Origin of the sequence: Streptomyces sp. NPDC085944 (genome assembly GCF_040686295.1) — a bacterium.
GTDB lineage: Bacteria > Actinomycetota > Actinomycetes > Streptomycetales > Streptomycetaceae > Streptomyces > Streptomyces salinarius.
Window position 1 is genome coordinate 133,925 of sequence record NZ_JBFBJX010000012.1, and the last position, 19,731, is coordinate 153,655.

The 19,731-nt window shown below is 71.2% G+C and carries 17 protein-coding genes and 1 tRNA gene; 10 read left to right on the forward strand and 8 right to left on the reverse strand.

The annotated features are described in order from the left end of the window. Positions 1-9: 9 nt before the first annotated feature. Genes AB0P07_RS23865 through AB0P07_RS23880 form a run of 4 tightly spaced genes read left to right on the forward strand, consistent with a single transcriptional unit; the run spans position 10 to position 2,633 of the window. Complete coding sequence (locus AB0P07_RS23865; RefSeq protein ID WP_016326682.1) at positions 10-171, forward strand: hypothetical protein; 162 nt, start codon at positions 10-12, stop codon at positions 169-171. After that, positions 168-806, forward strand: a complete 639-nt coding sequence (locus AB0P07_RS23870) for an aminodeoxychorismate/anthranilate synthase component II (RefSeq protein WP_365553609.1) — start codon at positions 168-170, stop codon at positions 804-806. Before AB0P07_RS23865 ends, AB0P07_RS23870 begins: the two co-directional genes overlap by 4 nt. Further along, positions 803-1,861 carry a class E sortase gene (locus AB0P07_RS23875; RefSeq protein WP_365553612.1) on the forward strand — a complete coding sequence of 353 codons (1,059 nt, stop codon included), beginning with the start codon at positions 803-805 and terminating at the stop codon, positions 1,859-1,861. Before AB0P07_RS23870 ends, AB0P07_RS23875 begins: the two co-directional genes overlap by 4 nt. 13 nt (positions 1,862-1,874) lie before the next feature. Beyond that, positions 1,875-2,633, forward strand: a complete 759-nt coding sequence (locus AB0P07_RS23880) for a class E sortase (protein ID WP_365553615.1) — start codon at positions 1,875-1,877, stop codon at positions 2,631-2,633. A gap of 93 nt (positions 2,634-2,726) precedes the next feature. On the opposite strand, the gene AB0P07_RS23885 is transcribed toward AB0P07_RS23880, so the two are convergent. The 7 genes from AB0P07_RS23885 to fhaA all read right to left on the reverse strand — a co-directional run bounded on the left by AB0P07_RS23885 (position 2,727) and on the right by fhaA (position 12,131). Next, entirely contained in the window at positions 2,727-3,773 is a 1,047-nt protein-coding gene (locus AB0P07_RS23885; RefSeq protein ID WP_365553618.1) for a restriction endonuclease, read from the reverse strand. 146 nt (positions 3,774-3,919) lie between these two features. Further along, on the reverse strand, positions 3,920-5,929 hold the full coding sequence (gene pknB / locus AB0P07_RS23890; protein ID WP_365553621.1) for a Stk1 family PASTA domain-containing Ser/Thr kinase: 2,010 nt from the start codon (positions 5,927-5,929) through the stop codon (positions 3,920-3,922). 190 nt (positions 5,930-6,119) lie between these two features. Next, positions 6,120-7,592, reverse strand: a complete 1,473-nt coding sequence (locus AB0P07_RS23895; RefSeq protein ID WP_365553624.1) for a penicillin-binding protein 2 — start codon at positions 7,590-7,592, stop codon at positions 6,120-6,122. Then, a complete protein-coding gene (locus tag AB0P07_RS23900; RefSeq protein WP_102930156.1) occupies positions 7,589-9,025 on the reverse strand; it encodes an FtsW/RodA/SpoVE family cell cycle protein in 1,437 nt (478 codons plus the stop codon). The genes AB0P07_RS23895 and AB0P07_RS23900 overlap by 4 nt, the downstream gene beginning before the upstream one ends. Positions 9,026-9,052: 27 nt before the next feature. Next, positions 9,053-10,594, reverse strand: a complete 1,542-nt coding sequence (locus AB0P07_RS23905; protein WP_365553628.1) for a Stp1/IreP family PP2C-type Ser/Thr phosphatase — start codon at positions 10,592-10,594, stop codon at positions 9,053-9,055. A gap of 141 nt (positions 10,595-10,735) precedes the next feature. Further along, entirely contained in the window at positions 10,736-11,251 is a 516-nt protein-coding gene (fhaB, locus tag AB0P07_RS23910) for an antibiotic biosynthesis regulator FhaB (protein WP_102930155.1), read from the reverse strand. Between the two features lie 10 nt (positions 11,252-11,261). Beyond that, positions 11,262-12,131, reverse strand: a complete 870-nt coding sequence (gene fhaA / locus AB0P07_RS23915) for an antibiotic biosynthesis regulator FhaA (RefSeq protein WP_365553633.1) — start codon at positions 12,129-12,131, stop codon at positions 11,262-11,264. 563 nt (positions 12,132-12,694) lie between these two features. Between fhaA and AB0P07_RS23920 the strand changes: the two genes are divergently transcribed. Continuing rightward, positions 12,695-12,781: transfer RNA gene (locus AB0P07_RS23920), tRNA-Leu, on the forward strand. A gap of 99 nt (positions 12,782-12,880) precedes the next feature. Here the strand turns inward: AB0P07_RS23920 and AB0P07_RS23925 are convergent. Then, positions 12,881-13,777, reverse strand: coding sequence for a carbohydrate-binding protein (locus AB0P07_RS23925; protein WP_365553636.1), 897 nt, complete (start codon positions 13,775-13,777; stop codon positions 12,881-12,883). A 663-nt stretch (positions 13,778-14,440) separates the two neighbouring features. Between AB0P07_RS23925 and AB0P07_RS23930 the strand changes: the two genes are divergently transcribed. The 5 genes from AB0P07_RS23930 (at position 14,441) to AB0P07_RS23950 (ending at position 19,731) form a co-directional block, all read left to right on the forward strand. Next, complete coding sequence (locus AB0P07_RS23930) at positions 14,441-15,928, forward strand: DUF2252 domain-containing protein (RefSeq protein WP_365553639.1); 1,488 nt, start codon at positions 14,441-14,443, stop codon at positions 15,926-15,928. Between the two features lie 59 nt (positions 15,929-15,987). Next, positions 15,988-16,803 (forward strand): hypothetical protein, encoded by an 816-nt coding sequence (locus AB0P07_RS23935; RefSeq protein WP_365553641.1) that lies wholly within the window; start codon positions 15,988-15,990, stop codon positions 16,801-16,803. Between the two features lie 48 nt (positions 16,804-16,851). Next, on the forward strand, positions 16,852-17,181 hold the full coding sequence (locus tag AB0P07_RS23940; RefSeq protein WP_031043538.1) for a rhodanese-like domain-containing protein: 330 nt from the start codon (positions 16,852-16,854) through the stop codon (positions 17,179-17,181). 214 nt (positions 17,182-17,395) lie between these two features. Beyond that, positions 17,396-18,406: a DUF5819 family protein gene (locus AB0P07_RS23945; RefSeq protein ID WP_365553643.1), complete on the forward strand. Its 1,011-nt coding sequence runs from the start codon at positions 17,396-17,398 to the stop codon at positions 18,404-18,406. Further along, positions 18,403-19,731, forward strand: a complete 1,329-nt coding sequence (locus tag AB0P07_RS23950) for an HTTM domain-containing protein (RefSeq protein ID WP_365553646.1) — start codon at positions 18,403-18,405, stop codon at positions 19,729-19,731. Before AB0P07_RS23945 ends, AB0P07_RS23950 begins: the two co-directional genes overlap by 4 nt.

Consider the following 19,731-nt stretch of genomic DNA (forward strand, 5'->3'; position numbering starts at 1 on the left):
AGGGACGGCATGTACGGCTGGATCTGGCGGCATCTGCCGGGAAACGCGTGGGTGAAGGCGCTGCTCTCGCTCATGCTGGCGATGATCGTGGTCTACGTCCTGTTCCAGTACGTCTTCCCGTGGGCCGAACCGCTGCTGCCCTTCAACGATGTGACGGTGGACAACCAGTGAGCGCGCGCATCCTCGTCGTCGACAACTACGACAGCTTCGTCTTCAACCTGGTCCAGTACCTCTACCAACTCGGCGCCGAGTGCGAGGTGCTGCGCAACGACGAGGTGTCGACGGCGCACGCCCAGGACGGTTTCGACGGCGTGCTGCTCTCGCCCGGCCCGGGTACGCCGGAGCAGGCGGGCGTCTGCGTGGACATGGTCCGGCACTGCGCGGCGACTGGGGTGCCGGTCTTCGGCGTGTGCCTGGGCATGCAGTCGATGCAGGTGGCGTACGGCGGTGTGGTGGACCGGGCGCCGGAGCTGCTGCACGGCAAGACCTCGCCGGTGGAGCACACGGGCCGGGGCGTCTTCGCGGGCCTGCCCTCGCCCTTCACGGCGACGCGGTACCACTCGCTGGCGGCTCGGCCGGGCACGGTGCCGGCGGAGCTGGAGGTGACGGCCCGGACGCCGGACGGGATCGTGATGGGCCTGCGCCACCGGGAACTGCTCGTGGAGGGCGTGCAGTTCCATCCGGAGTCGGTGCTGACCGAGCACGGGCACCGGATGCTGGCCAACTGGCTGGCGGAGTGCGGCGACCAGGACGCGGTGGCGAGGTCGGCGGGGCTCGCCCCGGTGGTGGGCAGGGCCACGGCGTGACCGCGCTGCGCCCCGAGCGCGACTCCGGCACGGCCGGTGACCAGGGATCCTCGTACGGGCAGCCGTACGGGGATTCCGGTGCGTTCGGGGGCGGTTGGCACGAGGAGTCGGCGTCCGGGGGGGAGCACCAGGCGCCGCCGGTCGACGACGAGACGGTGGCGCTGCGGATTCCGGAGCCCCCGGTGCGGGGGGCGGACACCGGGACGGGTGTTGCCGGGGACGGTCCCGTGGAGGGCGGGCGCGCGGCCCGCAGGAAGGCCGCGAAACGGCGTCACGGGCGCCGTGGGGCGCCCCGGGGGCAGTCGGCGGAGGTCGAGGACGAGGAGCCGCCGAAGGCGCCTCTGTCGCGCGTGGAGGCTCGTCGGCAGGCACGGGCACGCAAGCCCGGCGCCGCGGTGATCGCCAGCCGGGCGATAGGTGAGATCTTCATCACGACCGGTGTGCTGATGCTGCTGTTCGTCACCTACCAGCTGTGGTGGACGAACGTGCGCGCGCACGCGCAGGCGGACCAGGCCGCGAGCAACCTCCAGGACGACTGGGCGAGCGGCAGGCGCAATCCCGGGACGTTCGAACCGGGGCAGGGCTTCGCGCTGCTGCACATTCCCAAGCTGGACGTGGTGGTGCCGATCGCGGAGGGGATCAGCAGCAAGAAGGTGCTGGACCGGGGCATGGTCGGGCACTACGGGGAGGGCGGCCTGAAGACGGCGATGCCGGACGCGAAGACGGGCAACTTCGGACTCGCGGGGCACCGCAACACGCACGGCGAGCCGTTCCGGTACATCAACAAGCTGGAGCCGGGCGACCCGATCGTGGTGGAGACGCAGGACAAGTACTTCGTGTACAAGATGGCGTCGATCCTGCCGGTGACGTCGCCGAGCAACGTCAGTGTGCTGGACCCGGTCCCGAAGCAGTCGGGCTTCAAGGGGCCCGGCCGCTACATCACCCTCACCACCTGCACGCCGGAGTTCACCAGCAAGTACCGCATGATCGTCTGGGGCAAGATGGTCGAGGAACGGCCGCGCAGCAAGGGCAAGCCGGATGCGCTCGTCAGTTAAGGGCGGATGACCAGTGGCATCGACCACCGACACGGAGCAGCAGGAGCACGCCGAGGCCCGCGGTCGCGGGCGGCGTCGTCCCGGACGGATCGTCGCGCAGGCGGTCAGCGTCTTCGGGGAACTGCTCATCACCGCGGGCCTGGTGATGGGCCTGTTCGTCGTCTACTCGCTGTGGTGGACGAACGTGGTCGCCGACCGTGCGGCGGACGAGCAGGCGGAGAAGGTCCGGGACAACTGGGCCCAGGACCGGGTGGGAGACGGCCCGAGCGGCCCGGGGGCGCTGGACACCAAGGCGGGCATCGGCTTCCTGCACGTCCCGGCGATGGGCGAGGGTGACGTCCTGGTGGAGAAGGGCACGTCGATGAAGGTCCTCAACGACGGCGTGGCCGGCTACTACACCGACCCGGTCAAGGCGACGCTGCCCACCTCGGACAAGAAGGGCAACTTCTCGCTCGCCGCGCACCGGGACGGGCACGGGGCGAGGTTCCACAACATCGACAAGATCGAGAAGGGTGACCCGATCGTCTTCGAGACGAAGGACACCTGGTACGTGTACAAGACGTACGCCGTCCTGCCCGAGACGTCGAAGTTCAACGTGGACGTCCTCGACGCCGTCCCGAAGGAGTCCGGCAAGAAGAAGGCCGGCCACTACATCACCCTGACGACCTGCACCCCGGTCTACACGAGCCGTGACCGGTACGTGGTGTGGGGCGAGCTGGTCCGCACGGAGAAGGTGGACGGGGAGCGGACGCCGCCGGCGGAACTGCGCTGAAAGGGCTGGGGTCCCTTCGGGACCTCAGTCACCTAACATGGCGAGGGCCCGAAGCCGCAACTTCCTCTTGCGGCTTCGGGCCTCTTCGTTCTCTCAGTGCAGGACGGTCAGCGGTGCACCGGCACTCCATTCCTCCAGGAGCCCGCGGTGTACGACGGTGATGCCGCTCTCTGCGGCGATGTTCTGGGCGTCGCGCGTGAAGGGGCAGGTCGCCACGAACAGAGCGATGTCGGAGGTGTGCAGGACTTTGGCCCCGAGGAACTTCTGGATCTCGGGGCTGGTGATGTTGAGGTGAGGCGCGAACCTCTTGCACTGGACGACGAGTGCTCGCCCGTCGGAGGTGAGCGCGGTGATGTCGATGCCTCGGTCCCTGCTGCCACCGCGCACGAGGACGTTGGTGCATCCGTCGCGGCGGAGCAGTGTGGCCACGTGCTCCTCGAACTCGCGGCCGTTCATGGCGTCCATGGCGGCCATGACGCCGGCGAGGGGGCGGTCCTCCCGAGGGCCTTCGAGCCGTTGCAGCCTGGAGTGGTGCCCCCGGAGCCGCCTCTCGATGCGCTGGACGCCTGTGCGGAGGGCGATGAGTTCTCGTCGGTGATCGCTCGAGGTTTCGATCAGGGCGTTGAACATCGGCACGACGGTCTTGCCGAGGATGTGGGTGATGCGCTGGTCGATGCGGGCGTCGAGGGTGGCGGTGTCTGTCGGGGACGGGTTTTCCACAGGCTGGGTGCGGGCCAGGTACTCCATGTCCAGGAGGTAGACACGGACCTGACGTGCGACTTCGCTGTCACGGAGGAGCATGGCGACGTTGAGGACGGCGCGACGCGAGTAGATGGTGAGGCTTCGCCGCGCTTGTGGATAACTCGCCAGCGAGCGTGACACGTTGTCACTCTCGAATCTCCGCAGGTCAGCGCCTCGCAGTACGGACATCCCATTGACTTCAAGTTCCTCACGATGGCGTTTGGTCAGCTGACGGACAGCTTCAGCGGTCACGCCGAAGTACGTCGCCACCATCGCCGTCGTCACGTGCATGCCGTCCGGCAGCAGGGACAGCGCCTTGACGCGGTCGAGTACGTCGGTGCGGTCCAGGACGCTGCTGCGCAGGGTCGGTGATTCCAGTAGGGCGGTCTCGCTGATCACGGTGTCCTCCGGGTCGGTTGTGTGGTCACCCGGGGTCAACGAGTCATGAGATACGAAGACACGATCGACGCATGTCGGCCTGTACGACGGAGCCCCGGCTCTCAGCTGAGCTGAGGGCCGGGGCTCCGGACGGTGGATCGGGCGGGTCAGTCCCGGCCGGGGAGGCCGCCGATGAACCCGCCGTTGTCGTTGCCGCCGTTGCCGTTGGCGGCGACGGTCATCAAGGTGACCGGCGTGGCGGCCGGGTCGTCGACCTCGCTGCCGGGCTGCGGGTTCGAGCCGATGACCTTCGCGTTGTCGTCGCCCGGGGCGCCGGGAGCGACCTGGACGTTGGTGAAGCCGTTCTGCTGCAGGATCTGCCTGGCCTCGGCGAGGGTCTTGTTGCGGATCTCGGGCATCTTCGTCTTCTGCGGCGCCTTGGCGATCTTCACGTTGACCGTGCTGCCGCGGTCGACGTCCTTCCCGCCGCTGGGGGTCTGCTCGAAAATGGTCCCCTCGGCCTGTGCGGTGGACTCGGCCTGCTCCTGCGTGCCGAGCACGAGGCCCTGCTCCTCCAGCCGCTTCTTGGCGTCCTCGGGCTTCATGCCGGTCAGGTCGGGCACGGTCACCTGGGCCGTCTCCTTGGCGACGGTGAGGGTGACGGTGGAGCCCTTCTCCCGTGACGCGCCGCTCCTGGGGTCCTGGGTGAGCACGGTGTCCGGGGTCTGGGTGGACTCCTCCGACTGCTTCTCGACCTCGAAGCCCTTGTCCTTCAGGGTGGCTTCGGCCTCACTGAAGGTGAGTCCCTCCACGTCGGGAATCTCGACCTTGGGCGCGCCCGTCGAGATCACGAGGTTGACGGTGGACTCCTTGTCGACCTTCTGGCCCTGCTCGGGGTCCTGGGAGCAGACGGTGCCCTTCTTCTGGTCCTCGCAGGGCTTCTGCTCGACGGTTCCCAGCGTCAGGTCGGAGTTGGTGAGAAGTTTTTCGGCGTCGTCCTGCGTCTGACCGACCAGGGGCGGCACGGAGACCGTGCTGTCGCCGGGGCCTCCGCCGCCGCTGACGACGTACTTGCCGATCAGGATGGCACCGATCAGGACGAGGATGCCGGCCAGGACCAGGAGGATCGTGGAGGTGTTCTTCTTGCGGGGCTGCTGGCGGCGCCGATCGGGGCGGTCGTCGTAGCCGTAGCCGCCGTCGTCCGGGTTCATCGGCGGCAGCATGGTCGTGGCGCCGGCGCCCGCGTCGGAGCGCAGGGCGGTGGTCGGCTGCTCGTCGGGGTAGGCGCCGTAGCCGCCGGCGGCCATGGCGCCCATCGCGGCGGTGGCGCCGACGGGCTGGCCGTCGAGGCAGGCCTCGATGTCGGCGCGCATCTCGTCGGCCGACTGGTAGCGGTAGTCCGGGTCCTTGACCAGTGCCTTCAGTACGATCGCGTCCATCTCGGGCGTGATCTCGGGGTCGAAGACGCTCGGTGCCTGCGGTTCCTCGCGTACGTGCTGGTAGGCGACGGCGACCGGGGAGTCGCCGACGAAGGGCGGGCGGACCGTGAGCAGCTCGTAGAGCAGGCAGCCCGTGGAGTACAGGTCGGAGCGGGCGTCGACCTGTTCGCCCTTGGCCTGCTCCGGGGAGAGGTACTGGGCGGTGCCGATCACGGCGGCGGTCTGGGTCATCGTCATGCCGGAGTCGCCCATGGCGCGGGCGATGCCGAAGTCCATGACCTTGACCTGGCCGCCCCGCGTCAGCATGACGTTGGCCGGCTTGATGTCGCGGTGGACGATGCCGGCCCGGTGCGAGTACTCCAGGGCCTGGAGGATGCCGATGGTCATCTCCAGTGTCCGCTCCGGCAGCAGTTTGCGGCCGGAGTGGAGCAGCTCGCGGAGGGTGGACCCGTCGACGTACTCCATGACGATGTACGGGATCGACACGTTGTCGATGTAGTCCTCGCCCGTGTCGTACACCGCCACGATCGCGGGATGGTTGAGCGAGGCGGCCGACTGGGCCTCCCGGCGGAAGCGGGCCTGGAAGGACGGGTCGCGCGCGAGGTCCGCGCGGAGCGTCTTCACCGCCACGGTGCGGCCGAGCCGGGTGTCGTGCGCGAGGTAGACCTCCGCCATGCCACCACGGCCGAGCACCTGGCCCAGCTCGTACCGGCCGCCGAGGCGACGCGGCTCTTCCATGGTTACCTACCAGCCCTCTCCGTCGGTCCCGACCGGCATGCTTGTACGGTCGGAGGCTGCCGTCCGGCCTACCGTACCCGGCTCGCTCCGGGCCCCTTGGCCGAGCCGGGCAGCCGATACAGGACCGGTATCGCAACGTGCGCCGATGTGAAGGGGACGTGACCGGAGTCACGTCCCTTTCATGGCGCGGTCACTTCTTGCTGTCGATGACGGCCTCCATGACGTTCTTCGCGATCGGTGCCGCGAGGCCGCCGCCGGAGATGTCGTCGCGGCTGGCGTTCTCGTCCTCGATCACCACGGCCACGGCCACGGGCGAGCTGCCGTCGTCGGTCTTGGCGTACGAGATGAACCAGGCGTACGGGTTCTCGCTGTTGTCGACACCGTGCTGTGCGGTACCGGTCTTGCCACCCACCGTGACGCCGTCGATCTGCGCGTTGGTTCCCGTGCCGTCCTCGACGACGGTCTCCATCATGGACTGGAGGGTCTGGGCGTTGTCCGCGGACAGCGGCTTGCTCATCTCCTCGGGGTCCGTCTTCTCGATGGTGTCGAGGTTGGGGGCCTGGAGCGCGTCGACCATGTACGGCTTCATCAGGGTGCCGTTGTTGGCGATGGCGGAGGTGACCATGGCCATCTGCAGCGGGGTGGCTGCGGTGTTGTACTGGCCGATGGAGGAGAGTGCGACCTGGGAGTCGTTCATGCCGTCGGAGAAGCGGGAGGCGCTGGAGCGGACCGGGACGAACTGCTCCTTGTTGAAGCCGAACTTCTCGGCGGTCTCCAGCATCTCGTCGTTGCCGAGGTCGTAGCCGGCCTTGCCGAAGACGGTGTTGCAGGAGACGCGCAGGGCCTCGCGGAGGGTGGCGTCCTCGCAGGGAAGGTCGCCCTCGTTGGGCAGCGGCGTGGTGGTGCCGGGCATGGTCCAGGGCAGCGGGGAGTCGGTCTTCTCGTCGGCGGACTTGTACAGGCCGTGCTCCAGGGCCGCGGCGGCGGTGACCACCTTGAAGGTGGAGCCGGGCGGGTAGACCTCGCGCAGCGCCCGGTTGAGCATCGGGTCGTCGGGGTTGTTCTTCTTCTGGAGCCTGTTCCAGGCCTCGCCGGCCGCGTTGTTGCTGCCCGCGATCGTGGTGGGGTCGTACGAGGGGTAGGAGGCCATGGAGAGGATCTTGCCGGTGGACGGCTCGATCGCGACGACGGCTCCCTTGGCGCCCTGCTTCTTCAGGCCGTCGTAGGCGGCCTTCTGGGCGGCGGCGTTGAGGGTGGTGACGACGTTGCCGCCCTCGCGCTTCTTGCCCGTGATCATGTCGAGGGTGTTGCGGAAGAAGAGCCGGTCGTCGTTGCCGGTGAGGATGCCGTCGTCGATGGACTCGAGCTGGGTGGCGCCGTAGGCCTGGGAGACGTAGCCGGTGACGGGCGCCCACATGGCGCCGTCCTTGTAGGTGCGCTTGTACTTGAAGTCGCCCTCGGTGGTGGCGTGTGAGGTGATGGCCTTGCCGTCGACGATGATGTCGCCGCGCGGGGTGGCGTACCGCTCGATGGCGACGCGGCGGTTGTGCTCGTCCTCCTTGAGCTCGTCGGCCTGGACGTACTGGAGCCAGTTGTCCCGGATGAGCAGGGTGAGGACGAGGAGGCCGCAGAAGATCGCGATTCGGCGCAGTGGCTTGTTCACGGTCGGACCACCTGGGTCATCTCGGCGTCCGGGTTGGCGGGCGCGGCGGGTGCCGGCCTGCGCGCGGTGTCGCTGATGCGCAGCAGGATGCCGATCAACGCCCAGTTGGCGATGACGGAGGAGCCGCCGTAGGCCAGGAAGGGCATGGTCATACCGGTGAGCGGGATGAGGCCCATGACACCGCCGGCGACGACGAAGACCTGGAGGGCGAAGGCGCCGGAGAGGCCGATGGCGAGGAGCTTGCCGAAGGGGTCGCGGGCGGCGAGGGCGGTGCGCACGCCGCGTTCCACGATCAACGCGTAGAGCAGGAGCAGGGCCATCAGGCCGGCCAGGCCCAGTTCCTCGCCGAAGGTGGCGAGGATGAAGTCGGAGTTGGCGGCGAAGCGGATCAGCTCGGAGTGGCCCTGGCCCCAGCCGGTGCCGAGGGTGCCGCCGGAGCCGAAGGCCCACAGGGCCTGCATGGCCTGCTCGGAGTGGCCGACCTGGCCCGCGCGGGAGAGCGTGTACTCGCGCATCGGGTCGAGCCAGGCGTCGACGCGCTGCTGGATGTGCGGCTCGAAGGTGGCCACGCCGACGGCGCCGACGGCGGACATCAGCAGACCGAAGACGATCCAGCTGGTCCGCTCGGTGGCGACGTACAGCATGATCACGAACATGCCGAAGAACAGCAGCGAGGTGCCGAGGTCGGTCTCGAAGACCAGGATGAGGATCGAGACCATCCACACGACCAGGATCGGGCCGAGGTCGCGTCCGCGGGGCAGGTAGAGGCCCATGAAGCGGCGGCTGGCCAGGGCGAGCGCGTCGCGTTTCACCATCAGGTAGCCGGCGAAGAAGATCGCCAGGACGATCTTGGCGAACTCACCGGGCTGGATGGAGAAGGAGCCGACCTGGATCCAGATCTTGGCGCCGTAGATGTTCTTGCCGAGGCCCGGCACCAGCGGGAGCAGCAGCAGGAACAGCGCGGTGACCATGGAGATGTAGGTGTAGCGCTGCAGGACGCGGTGGTCCTTGAGGAAGATCATGACGGCGACGAACAGGGCGATGCCCATCGCGGTGTACATCAGCTGGCGGGGCGCGGCGGTGCCGGCCTGCTTGATGTCCTGGAGCAGTTCGGACTGGTCCAGGCGCCAGATGGCGACGAGCCCGAGTCCGTTGAGCAGGGTGGCCAGCGGCAGCAGCAGCGGGTCGGCGTACGGCGCGAACTTGCGGACGACGAGGTGGCCGACGCCGGCCAGCAGGCCGAGGCCGAAGCCGTAGCTCAGCAGCCCTGCGGGCACCTCGTCGTTGATGGCCAGGCCCACGTTGGCGTAGGCGAAGACCGGGATGAGGACGGCGAACACGAGCAGAGCCAGCTCGGTGTTGCGCCGGCTCGGGGCGCCGATGGCGCCGATCGTGGACGTGTGCTGCGTCGACGGGTTGGTAGTACTGCTCATCGTGTGACGGGGCCTCTCACGGCTTGCCTACTGCTGCTTACCGCACAGCGAGACGACCTTCTGTTCTTCCTCCGAGAGGGTCGGGCCTGAGCCTGGAGTGGGTGCGGTCGTGGACGGGGACTCGGACGATTCGGGTGCCTTGGCCGATCCCGAGGGGTTCGGGCTCGGTGAGGCCTTGGACGTGAAGGAGGCGGTGCTGGTTCCCGTGGTGCCTCCGGCCTCGCCCTCGCCCGTCTTCGCGTTCTCCTCGGCCGCCGCGGAGCGTCGCTCGGCCTGCTTCCTGCAGGCGGAGGCCTGGACCGCCAGTTCCTCGATCTTGGCCCGGGCGTCGTTGAGATCGTCCTCGGCGATGGTGGCCTCGACCAGTTTCTGCTGGTAGGGCGGCAGGTACTTGAGTTCGATCTCGGGGTGGTCCTTCTGGACCTTGGAGAGCGAGACCCAGGCGAGGTCCTGGCTGATGCCCCGGTACAGCGCGAGGTGGTCGTCCTTGGTGCCGACGTAGTACTGGGTCTGGGTCCAGCGCCAGCCGCCGTAGGTGCCGCCGCCGATGACGGCGAGGGCGAGGACGGTGTAGAGGGACCGCTTGAGCCACTTGCGGGTCTTGCGGGGTTTGACGAAGTCGTCGGGGCCGTAGTCGTCGAAGCCGCCGGTGGGGACGAAGCCGGTGACGTCGCCGCTGCCGGGCGGGCCGAACTCGCCGCCTCCGCCGCGGGGCCGGCCGAGACCCGCGGCGCGGCCGGCCGGGGTCTGCATGATGCCGTTGTCGCCCGTCTGGGCCTGGTTCTCGGCGACGGCGCCGACGACCACGGGGGTGTCGGAGAGCTGCGCGGCGAGGGTGTCGCCGGTGTCGAGGTCGAGGACGTCGGCGACGATGACGGTGATGTTGTCCGGGCCGCCGCCGCGCAGGGCGAGCTGGATCAGCTCCTGCACGGTCTCCTGGGGGCCCTGGTAGCTGGCGAGGGTGTCCTCCATCGTCTGGTGGGAGACGACGCCGGAGAGCCCGTCGGAGCAGATGAGGTAGCGGTCGCCGGCCCGGACCTCGCGGATGGACAGGTCGGGTTCGACGTGGTCGCCGCTGCCGAGGGCGCGCATCAGCAGGGAGCGCTGCGGGTGGGTGCCCGCCTCCTCCTCGGTGATCCGGCCCTCGTCCACGAGGCGCTGCACCCAGGTGTGGTCCTGGGTGATCTGGGAGAGGACGCCGTCGCGCAGCAGGTAGGCGCGGGAGTCGCCGACGTGGACCATGCCCAGGCGCTGCCCGGTCCACAGCAGGGCGGTCAGGGTGGTGCCCATGCCCTCCAGGGCGGGGTCCTCCTCGACCATCTGCCGCAGCTGGTCGTTGGCGCGCTGGACGGCGGCGCCGAGCGAGGTGAGGACGTCGGAGCCGGGCACGTCGTCGTCGAGGGCGACGATGGTGGAGATCACCTCGGAGGAGGCGACCTCGCCGGCCGCCTGGCCGCCCATGCCGTCGGCGATGGCGAGCAGGCGGGGACCGGCGTAGCCGGAGTCCTCGTTGCCCTCGCGGATCATGCCCTTGTGGGAACCGGCGGCGAAGCGCAGTGACAGACTCATGCGCACCTCGCCCGTCGGCTCCGACTGCAGCCGGTCGTGTCGAGCCACACTGCCCACCCTCCGGTCGGGAGCGCGCCGGGGCCCGGGGTGCCGGCCGCCGCTGCGTGCTCGCTCCGCTCGCGCTCATTCATTGGTGTAGCACTACTTCCGCAGCTCGATGACGGTCTTGCCGATGCGGATCGGCGCCCCCGGGCCAATCGGGGTGGGGGTCGTCAGCCGGGCCCGGTCCAGGTAGGTGCCGTTGGTGGAGCCCAGGTCCTCGACGATCCACTGGCCGTTCTGGTCCGGGTAGATCCTGGCATGGCGGCTGGAGGCGTAGTCGTCGTCCAGCACGATGGTCGAGTCGTGGGCCCGGCCGAGCGTGATGGTCTGGCCCTGGAGGGCGACGGTGGTGCCGGTGAGGGTGCCCTCCGTCACGACCAGCTTGGTGGGCGCGCCCCGGCGGCCGCGGCCGCCGGACTGCTGGCGCTGCTGCGGAGGCGCCTGGCCCTGGCGCGTGGCGGTCTGCTGCGGTCGGCCGGCGTCGCGCCGCGCGCCGCGCTGGGTGACCCGCGTACCGAACAGGTCGCTGCGGATGACCTGCACGGCCACGATCACGAACAGCCACAGTACGGCGAGAAAACCCAGCCGCATGACCGTGAGGGTCAGCTCTGACATTGCCCCCGGATCACCCTTCGGCTTGCCTGTAGATAACGGTGGTGCTGCCCACGACGATCCGCGAGCCGTCGCGGAGCGTAGCGCGGGTGGTGTGCTGCCCGTCCACCACGATGCCGTTGGTGGAGCCGAGATCCTGGATCGTCGAGGGCGTTCCGGTCCGGATCTCGCAGTGCCGGCGGGAGACGCCGGGGTCGTCGATCCGCACGTCGGCCTCGGTGCTGCGGCCCAGCACGAGCGTCGCGCGGGAGATCTGGTGGCGGGTGCCGTTGATCTCGATCCAGTGGCGGGTGCGTCCGCCCGCGGCGGGCGCGGCCGGGGGCTGCGGGCCGCCGGCGGGCTGCGGGTAGCCGTAACCGCCGGGGCGGCCGCCGGGCGGCGGCGCGGACGGCATGGGCGGGGCGCCCGCGGGGGCGGCCGGCGGGTAGCCGTACCCGCCGGCCGGCCCGGTGGGCCGTGCGGGGGGTGCCGGGTGCGCGGTGGGGCCCGGGCCGCCCTGGTGGCTGCTGGAGGAGGCGAGAGTGCGGCTGCGCACGCGGTACAGGCCGGTGTCGAGGTCGTCCGCCTTCTCCAGGTGGACCTTGATCGGTCCCATGAAGGTGTAGCGCTGCTGCTTGGCGTAGTCGCGCACCATGCCGGCCAGTTCGTCGCCGAGCTGTCCGGAGTAGGGGCTGAGGCGCTCGTAGTCGGGCGTGCTCAGTTCCACGATGAAGTCGTTGGGCACGACGGTGCGGTCGCGGTTCCAGATGGTCGCGTTGTTGTCGCATTCACGCTGAAGCGCTCCCGCGATCTCCACGGGCTGCACCTCGGACTTGAAGACCTTTGCGAAGGTGCCGTTGACCAGGCCTTCGAGCCGCTGCTCGAATTTCTTCAGGACTCCCATGGGGCACCTCCTCCGTCGCTGCCGTCCTGTCCGCTGCCACTGTCCTGCGTAGTGCTGTGTTGCGTACTGCTGCCTTGCCTGCCGCTGCCTTGCGCGGTGCCGCTCCGCGTCGTGCGGTGCGTGCGCGCGCTGCCCACCTGGTACTGCTTACTGATCGTATCCACGCGCCGGTCGATCGGCTGGTTCCCCCTGTCGGCCCGGTCGACGGGTGTCGACGCCTCGGGGAGTTCCCGCTTTCCCGCCGGAGCCCCCTTCGAACTCCCGCGGAGCCTTCGGGAGTGCTCCCTCAGGTACTCATGCCCAGGATCGTAGAGGCGGCCGCAGACCAGTGTCCCGCACCTGACCGCGGTCCCCTACCGGCTCCTGGGGAGACGGGCCGGACCGGTACGAGGTTGATACGTGAACGGCCGTGGACCGGGACGAGTGCCCGAAGGAGGGCGGGCGCCCCGGTCCGCCCCGGTCCGCCCGGGGAAAGGGATGTGAATCGACCCCTTCCAGCGTGCTAATGTTCTCGTGTCGGAAGGCGCCGGACCGCAAGGAAAGGCCCGGAAGACGCACCCAATGCGCGGGTGGCGGAATAGGCAGACGCGCTGGATTCAGGTTCCAGTGCCCGCAAGGGCGTGGGGGTTCAACTCCCCCCTCGCGCACCAGCCGGAAGCCCCCCAGGTCTCGGACCTGGGGGGCTTGCGCATGTCCTGGCGCGGTGGCCCGTGGTGTGTGCGCCGGGTGCGTGTGCTGTGAGGAAGGTCTCAGGGCTCCGGCTGCCACAGGGCCGGCACGTTCGGCGGCTCCCAGCCGGTCATCGAGGTGTGCGCCTGGAGGCAGCGGTACGAGCGTCCGCCGTACGTCACCCGGTCACCGGAGGTGTAGGCGTGGCCGCTCGTCCAGGTGCCGCCCGGCGGGTCGGTCGGGGGGTCGGTGGGCGGGTCCGTGGGGCCGGTGTCGCCGTCCACGTCCAGCACGAAGTCGAAGGTGCCCTCCTTGCCGCCGCCGGCGCCGCGGAGGTTCATCAGCAGGGCCGGGTCGAAGATCATGTCCGTGCTGTTGCGGGGCTCGCCGGGGAAGTACAGCTGGGTGGTCAGGATCGGCTCGCCGGGGGCCTGCACCTTGACGTGGATGTGCCGGGTGCGGCCGGGATAGAGGCCGGGGACGATCGTCTTCAGGGCGAAGGCGCCGGTGGCGTCGGTGAACTGGTGGCCGCGGAAGGTGTAGCCGGCCATGTCGTAGTCGCCGTTGTCGTCGGCCTGCCAGAAGTCGAGCAGCACGCCGGACAGCGGGACGCAGTCGCGGCCGAAGACGTAGCCGCTGACGGTCAGCGGGGTGCCCGGGGTGCCGGGCGTGACCAGGTTGGTGCGCAGCGGCGAGTTCGGCTTGAAGTACGGGCCCTCCATCTGGTCGGGCGTCAGGTCGTCGCCGTCGTCGCAGTACGGCGTCGGCGTCAGCGTCCGGCCGTCCAGGGAGCGGGCGGCGTCCCGGGCCAGCGCGACGCCGCCGGTGGCGAGCAGGGGGACGGCGGCACCGGCGGCGACGGCCGCCCTGAGCAGCGTCTTGCGGCTGATGCCGCGGTCCGCGCCGGAGCCCGGGCCGGATCCGGGCCTGGGGCCGGGCTTGGGCTCGTCGGGGGTGGTGGGGGTGTCGGAGGTCATGGCGGTTCCTCGGTCTCCTCGGTGGTTGGTCCCTCGGGGAAGCTGAACGGGACGTGCGACATCCGGGACGTCGGGGACAGGGGGCGCGCCCGCCGGCGCGGGGCAGGCTGCTGTGGTTGCTTCGACGGGCGCGCTCCGTGGTGATCGCTGGCCACGGTAGGCGCGCCACGGGGGCCGGGGGCACCTCCTGTTTCGCCCCCTGCCCGGCGTTATGCGGGGGCGGTGGGCCGGGCCGTGTACGGGCGGTGCGGTGCGGCGGTACGGTCGGGGCGCGCCGGGTGCGGGTGGGGGCCGGTCGTGGCCCGGGCCCAGGTCCGGGTCCGCAAGCGGCGACGTGGACCGGCTCGGTGCCGGGCGTGCCCGGCGGTGGCGTGGGGCGGCTCACGGACGGGTCGCGTGCGCGGCAGGGCCACGTCACCCAGCGGCCGGTTCGCTTGCCCGGCCAGGTACGACGACGCACGGCGGGCGTGCCGGACGGGCGGGTCGCTGGTGCGCCGCACAGCGGGTCGGCGTGCGGGGCCCGGGACCGGCGCACGGCACGCGCACGGGACGCGCGCGGTGCACGATGCTCGGGCAATGCGATGCTCGGGCGACACGAGGCACAGGCAAGATGCACAGGCAATACGCACAGGGCGGACGAACACGCACGCGGAGGGGGACGGGATGACCGGGGCGACGGCGGGGGCGGGCACGGAGGCGGCGACCGGGGTGGTGCCGGTGGCGCGTACGGGCGGGGACGGAGAGGGGACGGAAGGCACCGCGCGGGGCGGGCGGGTGCCGGTCGTCCCGGGGTTCGCGCGCTGGCCCGCGGCCGGCTCGCCGAAGGCGGAGGGCAAGGCGCTGCGCACCCGCGTCCCGCGCTCCGCGCACGCCGCGCTCGACCCCGACGCCTCTCGGCCGGACGCGGTGAGCGCGGTCGAGGAGTCCAACCGCGGCCGGATACCGGGGCTCGCCCCGATCCGCGCGGGGCGGATGGCGGCCACGCCGTTCGCGTTCCTGCGCGGGTCGGCGGGCCTGATGGCGTACGACCTGGCGCGCACGCCGGTGACCGGGATCGGCGCGCAGATCTGCGGTGACGCGCACGCCGCCAACTTCGGCCTCTACGGCGACGCCCGCGGCCGCCTGGTCATCGACCTGAACGACTTCGACGAGACCGTCCACGGCCCCTGGGAGTGGGACCTCAAGCGGCTCGCCGCCTCGCTCGTCCTCGCGGGCCGGGAGGCCGGCGCCGACGAGGACACCTGTCGCGAGGCCGCCCACGACGCGACCGGCGCGTACCGGCGCACCATGCGGCTGCTGGCGAAGCTCCCCGCGCTGGACGCCTGGAACGCCATCGCCGACGAGGAACTCGTCTCGCACACCGACGCCCACGACCTGCTCGGCACCCTCGAGCGGGTCTCCGAGAAGGCGCGGGCCAACACCAGCGGGCGCTTCGCCGCCAAGTCGACCGAGGCCACCGAGGACGGCGGGCGGCGCTTCGTGGACGCGGCGCCGGTGCTGCGCCGGGTGACGGACGCCGAGGCGGCGACGGTCGCCGGGGCCCTGGAGGCGTACTTGGGCACGCTCTCCGAGGACCGGCTGCCGTTGCTGGCCCGGTACGCGGTGCACGACGTGGCCTTCCGGGTCGTCGGCACCGGCAGCGTCGGCACGCGGTCGTACGTCGTGCTGCTCCTGGACCACCGGGGCGAACCGCTCGTGCTCCAGGTCAAGGAGGCCAGGGCGTCCGCGCTGCTGCCCCACCTGGCGACCGCCGGGTTCGACGCCCCCGAGGCCGGGCACGAGGGCCGCCGGGTGGTCCTGGGACAGAAGCGGATGCAGGTCGTCAGCGACATCCTGCTGGGCTGGACCTCGGTCGAGGGGCGGCCCTTCCAGGTGCGGCAGTTCCGCAACCGCAAGGGCAGCGTCGATCCCGCCGCCCTGGCCGCCGACCAGCTGGACGACTACGGCCGCATGACCGGAGCCCTGCTGGCCCGGGCCCACGCGCACAGCGCCGACCCGCGGCTGATCGCGGGCTACTGCGGCAAGAACGGCGAGCTGGACGAGGCGGTCGCCGCCTTCGCCGTCGCCTACGCCGACCGCACCGAGGCGGACCACGCCGCGCTCGTGGCCGCGGTGCGCACGGGGCGGGTCACGGCGGAGCTGGGGGTGTGACGGGAGCGGCGGGGAGCGCGTGGGCGGCTCCCCGCCCGGACACCCCCTAGGCTGGTCGGGTGACGACGCCGGAAGCTGAGCCCGAGCAGGAGGGTGCGCCGCGTCCCGAGGAACGGCTGGAACGGGCCGTACGGGCCGCCGAGCAGGCACTCATCGAGTACGAGATCGCGCTGGAGACCTTCCGCGTGGAGGTCGAGAACTTCTCGCGGCTGCACGAGCAGCGGCTCGGCCCGGTGTACGCCCGGCTCGAGGAGCTGGAGGCACAGATCCTCGAGGCCACGGCGGCCCGCACGGGTGACGACGAGGACCGGCGCCGGGCCGACGAGGCGCGGGCCCGGCTGATGCCGATCCCCGGGGTCGAGGAACTGCTGAACGGCTGGATGGACGGGGACGGGCTGTTCCCGGAAGCGGCCGCGATGCTCACGGACCGGGCGGTCCGGCCCCCGCAGCGGGTCCGGCCCGGCGAGGAGGCCCGCAAGCTCTACCGCGAGCTGGCCCGCAAGGCCCACCCCGACCTGGCGCAGGAGGAGTCCGAGCGGGTCCGGCGCGAGGAGTTCATCACCCGCGTCAACGCCGCCTACGCCCGCGGCGACGCGGCGCAGCTGCGCGAGCTGGCCGAGGAGTGGGCCGCCGGGCCGGTGCCCGAGCGGCGCCCGAGCCGCGCCGAGGAGCTGTACGTACGGCTCGAGTGGCTCGACCGGCGCAAGGAGATGCTCACGCTGCTCGCCAAGGAGCTGGAGGAGAGCGCGATCGGCGCCATGCTCAGGCTGGCCCCGGAGGACCCCGACCGGCTGCTGGAGGAGATCGCCGAGCAGCTGGCCACCCAGGTGCGCGAGCGGGAGGCGGAGCTGGCGGGGATCCTCGCCCAGGACTGAGGCGGTCGCGGCTCCGGTAGCGTCTGGGGCATGAGTTTCGGAGCTGGTGTGCCCACGGTCGGGATCGACGACCTCAAGGACGGCGACTTCCTGCTGGACGTCCGCGAGGACGACGAGTGGCAGGCGGGTCATGCCGCCGGGGCGCTGCACATTCCCCTGAGCGAGTTCGTGGCCCGCTACGGTGAGCTGGCCGAGGCCGCGCCCCAGGACGGCCGGGTGCACGTGCTCTGCCGCGTCGGGGGCCGCTCGGCGCAGGTCACCATGTACCTGGTCCAGCAGGGCGTCGACGCGGTGAACGTCGACGGCGGCATGCAGGAGTGGGCTGCGGCCGGGCGTCCCGTGGTGGACGACAAGGGTGAGCCCGGGCACGTCCTCTAGGGGTGCCGGGAGCGCCGGTACACCGTCCCCGTCGGCTCCGGGGGTCGCGCCGGATGTGGCGACGGCCACGGTGCGGCCGGTCCGCCGGGGGCTGTGCGGGCGGTCGGTCCTGAGTACCGTTCCCGTTCGAACGTCGCCGAGCGGCCGCACGGGCGGCGCTGGGCGTCCCGTGACGGGACGTGCGGATGGACGGATCGGGACCGAACGGGGCGGAATGGACGCGTACGACAAGGAGCCGGCCGCCGGGCAGGGGCAGGGGCAGGCGCCGGGGCCGGGGCCGGGCGGCGGAGCCGACCCGGAGGAGACCGGCGCGACCGAAACCGGCAGGACCGAAACTGGCGCGACCGAAACTGGCAGGACCCTAATCGGCGCGACCGAAACCGGCAGGACCGTAACCGGCAGGACCGTAACCGGCGCGACCGAAACCGGCAGGACCGAAACTGGCGCGACCGAAACCGGCAGGACCGTAACCGGCGCGACCGACGGATCGGCCGCCGGGGAAACCGTCGTCGCCGCACCTCCCACCGCGTCCCCCGAGCCCCGTACCGGCGTCGCCGCGCTGTCCCCGCGCTACCAGATCGGTGCCGTGGTCGCCCTCGCGGTGGTCGCGGTCGCCGTCTGTGCCCACCTGGGCCTGGTGTTCCTGCACGTGGCCCCGTCCAACACGCTCACCAAGCAGCACGGCGCCGTGGTGGACGAGTGGGTGTTCCCGGAGTTCGAGCAGAACTGGAAGCTCTTCGCGCCCAACCCGCTCCAGCAGAACGTCTCCGTCCAGGTCCGTGCCGAGGTCGGTACGGCGGACGGCGGGATACGGACCACCGGCTGGTACGACCTGTCCGCCGAGGACGGCCGGGCCATCGCCGGCAACCCGCTGCCGAGCCACACTCAGCAGAACGAACTGCGCCGGGCCTGGGACTTCTTCGTCGCGACCCACGACTCCGAGGACCGCCCGGTGGGCCTGCGGGGCTCCCTGTCCGAGACGTATCTGCGGCGCATCGCGCTGCTGCGCCTGGACCGCAACGACGCCGCCGGGCCGGGCGGCGTCGTCGAGCGTGTCCAGTACCGTTCCCGGACCACGAGCGTGGCACCGCCCTCGTGGAGCGGCGAGAAGGTCTCCGGCCGCCCGACCGTGCGCGAGCTGCCCTGGTGGTCCGTGGTTGCGGAGACCGGGGGCGCGAGGACCGAAGCGGCAGGGGCGGCCGGAAGGGAAGGGGGCGCCGCGTGAACGGCATCGTCCTCTCGGTCTCCCGCTCCATCGCCCGTGTCACGGGCGCCGCGCTCGGCCCGTACCAGACCGCCGTGGTCCGCATCGGCTTCGGCGCCACCTGGCTGCTCTTCCTGCTGCGTGAACTGCCGCACCGGCACGAGCTCTACGGTCCGGACGGGCCCTGGGGCCACGATCTCGCCGAGCAGCTGATCGCGGACAACGGCGCCTTCACCGTGCTGATGTGGTCGGACGGGCGGGCCTGGTTCGAGATCGTCTACGCGCTGGCCGTCCTGAGCAGCGTGCTGCTTCTGCTGGGCTGGCGCACGCGCACCATGTCCGTGCTGTTCATGGTCGGTGTGCTCTCGCTGCAGAACCGCAGCGTGTTCATGGGGGACGGCGGCGACAACGTCGTGCACCTGATGAGCATCTACCTGGTCCTCACCCGGTGCGGCCAGGTGTGGTCGCTGGACGCGCGCCGTGCCCGGCGGGCGGCGGCGGCACGCGCGCGCGGGGAGCGGGTCGTGGACCGGGTCGGGCCGGTGCTGTGGAGCGCCCTGGGGTTCGGGCTGGTGGCGGTGACGTCGGCGGGCCTTCTCGACGGCGACTGGTTCGTCCCGGCGCTGCTGTGGGCGGTGTGGGTCTCGCTGGGCCTGTGGTGGGTCGTCGGGCGGGGGCCGGAGGGCGGTCAGCCGCGCATCCTGCTGGACGTGGTCACCCACGTCGTCCACAACGGCGCGCTGGTCGTGATCATGGCCGAGGCGTGTCTGATCTACGCGACGGCGGGCTGGTACAAGATCCAGGGCTCGCGCTGGCAGGACGGCACGGCCGTCTACTACCCGCTGAACCTGGACCACTTCACGCCGTGGCCCGCGCTGTCCGACGCGCTGGCCGCCAACGGCACGATGATCATGCTCATCACCTACGGCACGGTCGCCGTACAGGTCGCCTTTCCGTTCACGCTGTTCAATCGGCGGGTCAAGAACGTGCTCCTCGCCGTGATGATGACCGAGCACGCGGTGATCGCCGTGACGCTCGGGCTGCCGTTCTTCTCGCTGGCGATGATCGCCGCCGACGCGGTCTTCCTGCCGACCTCGTTCCTGCGCCGACTGGGCGACCGGGCGGCGCGCGCGCGTGGCCGGCTGCTGCGCCGGGTGTCCTCGTCGCTGTCCGCGGGAACGGCGGACGGGCGATGGGACCGTCGTACGACGAGGGCGCCGTTGCCCGGACCCCGCACCCGGGAGGGCGAACGTGCGACCGGAGCCGGAGCCGGAGCCGGAGCCGGAGCGGGGGCGGGGGCGGGAGCGGGCGTCGTGGACCGGAAGGACCCGGCCCCGCGCACGTAG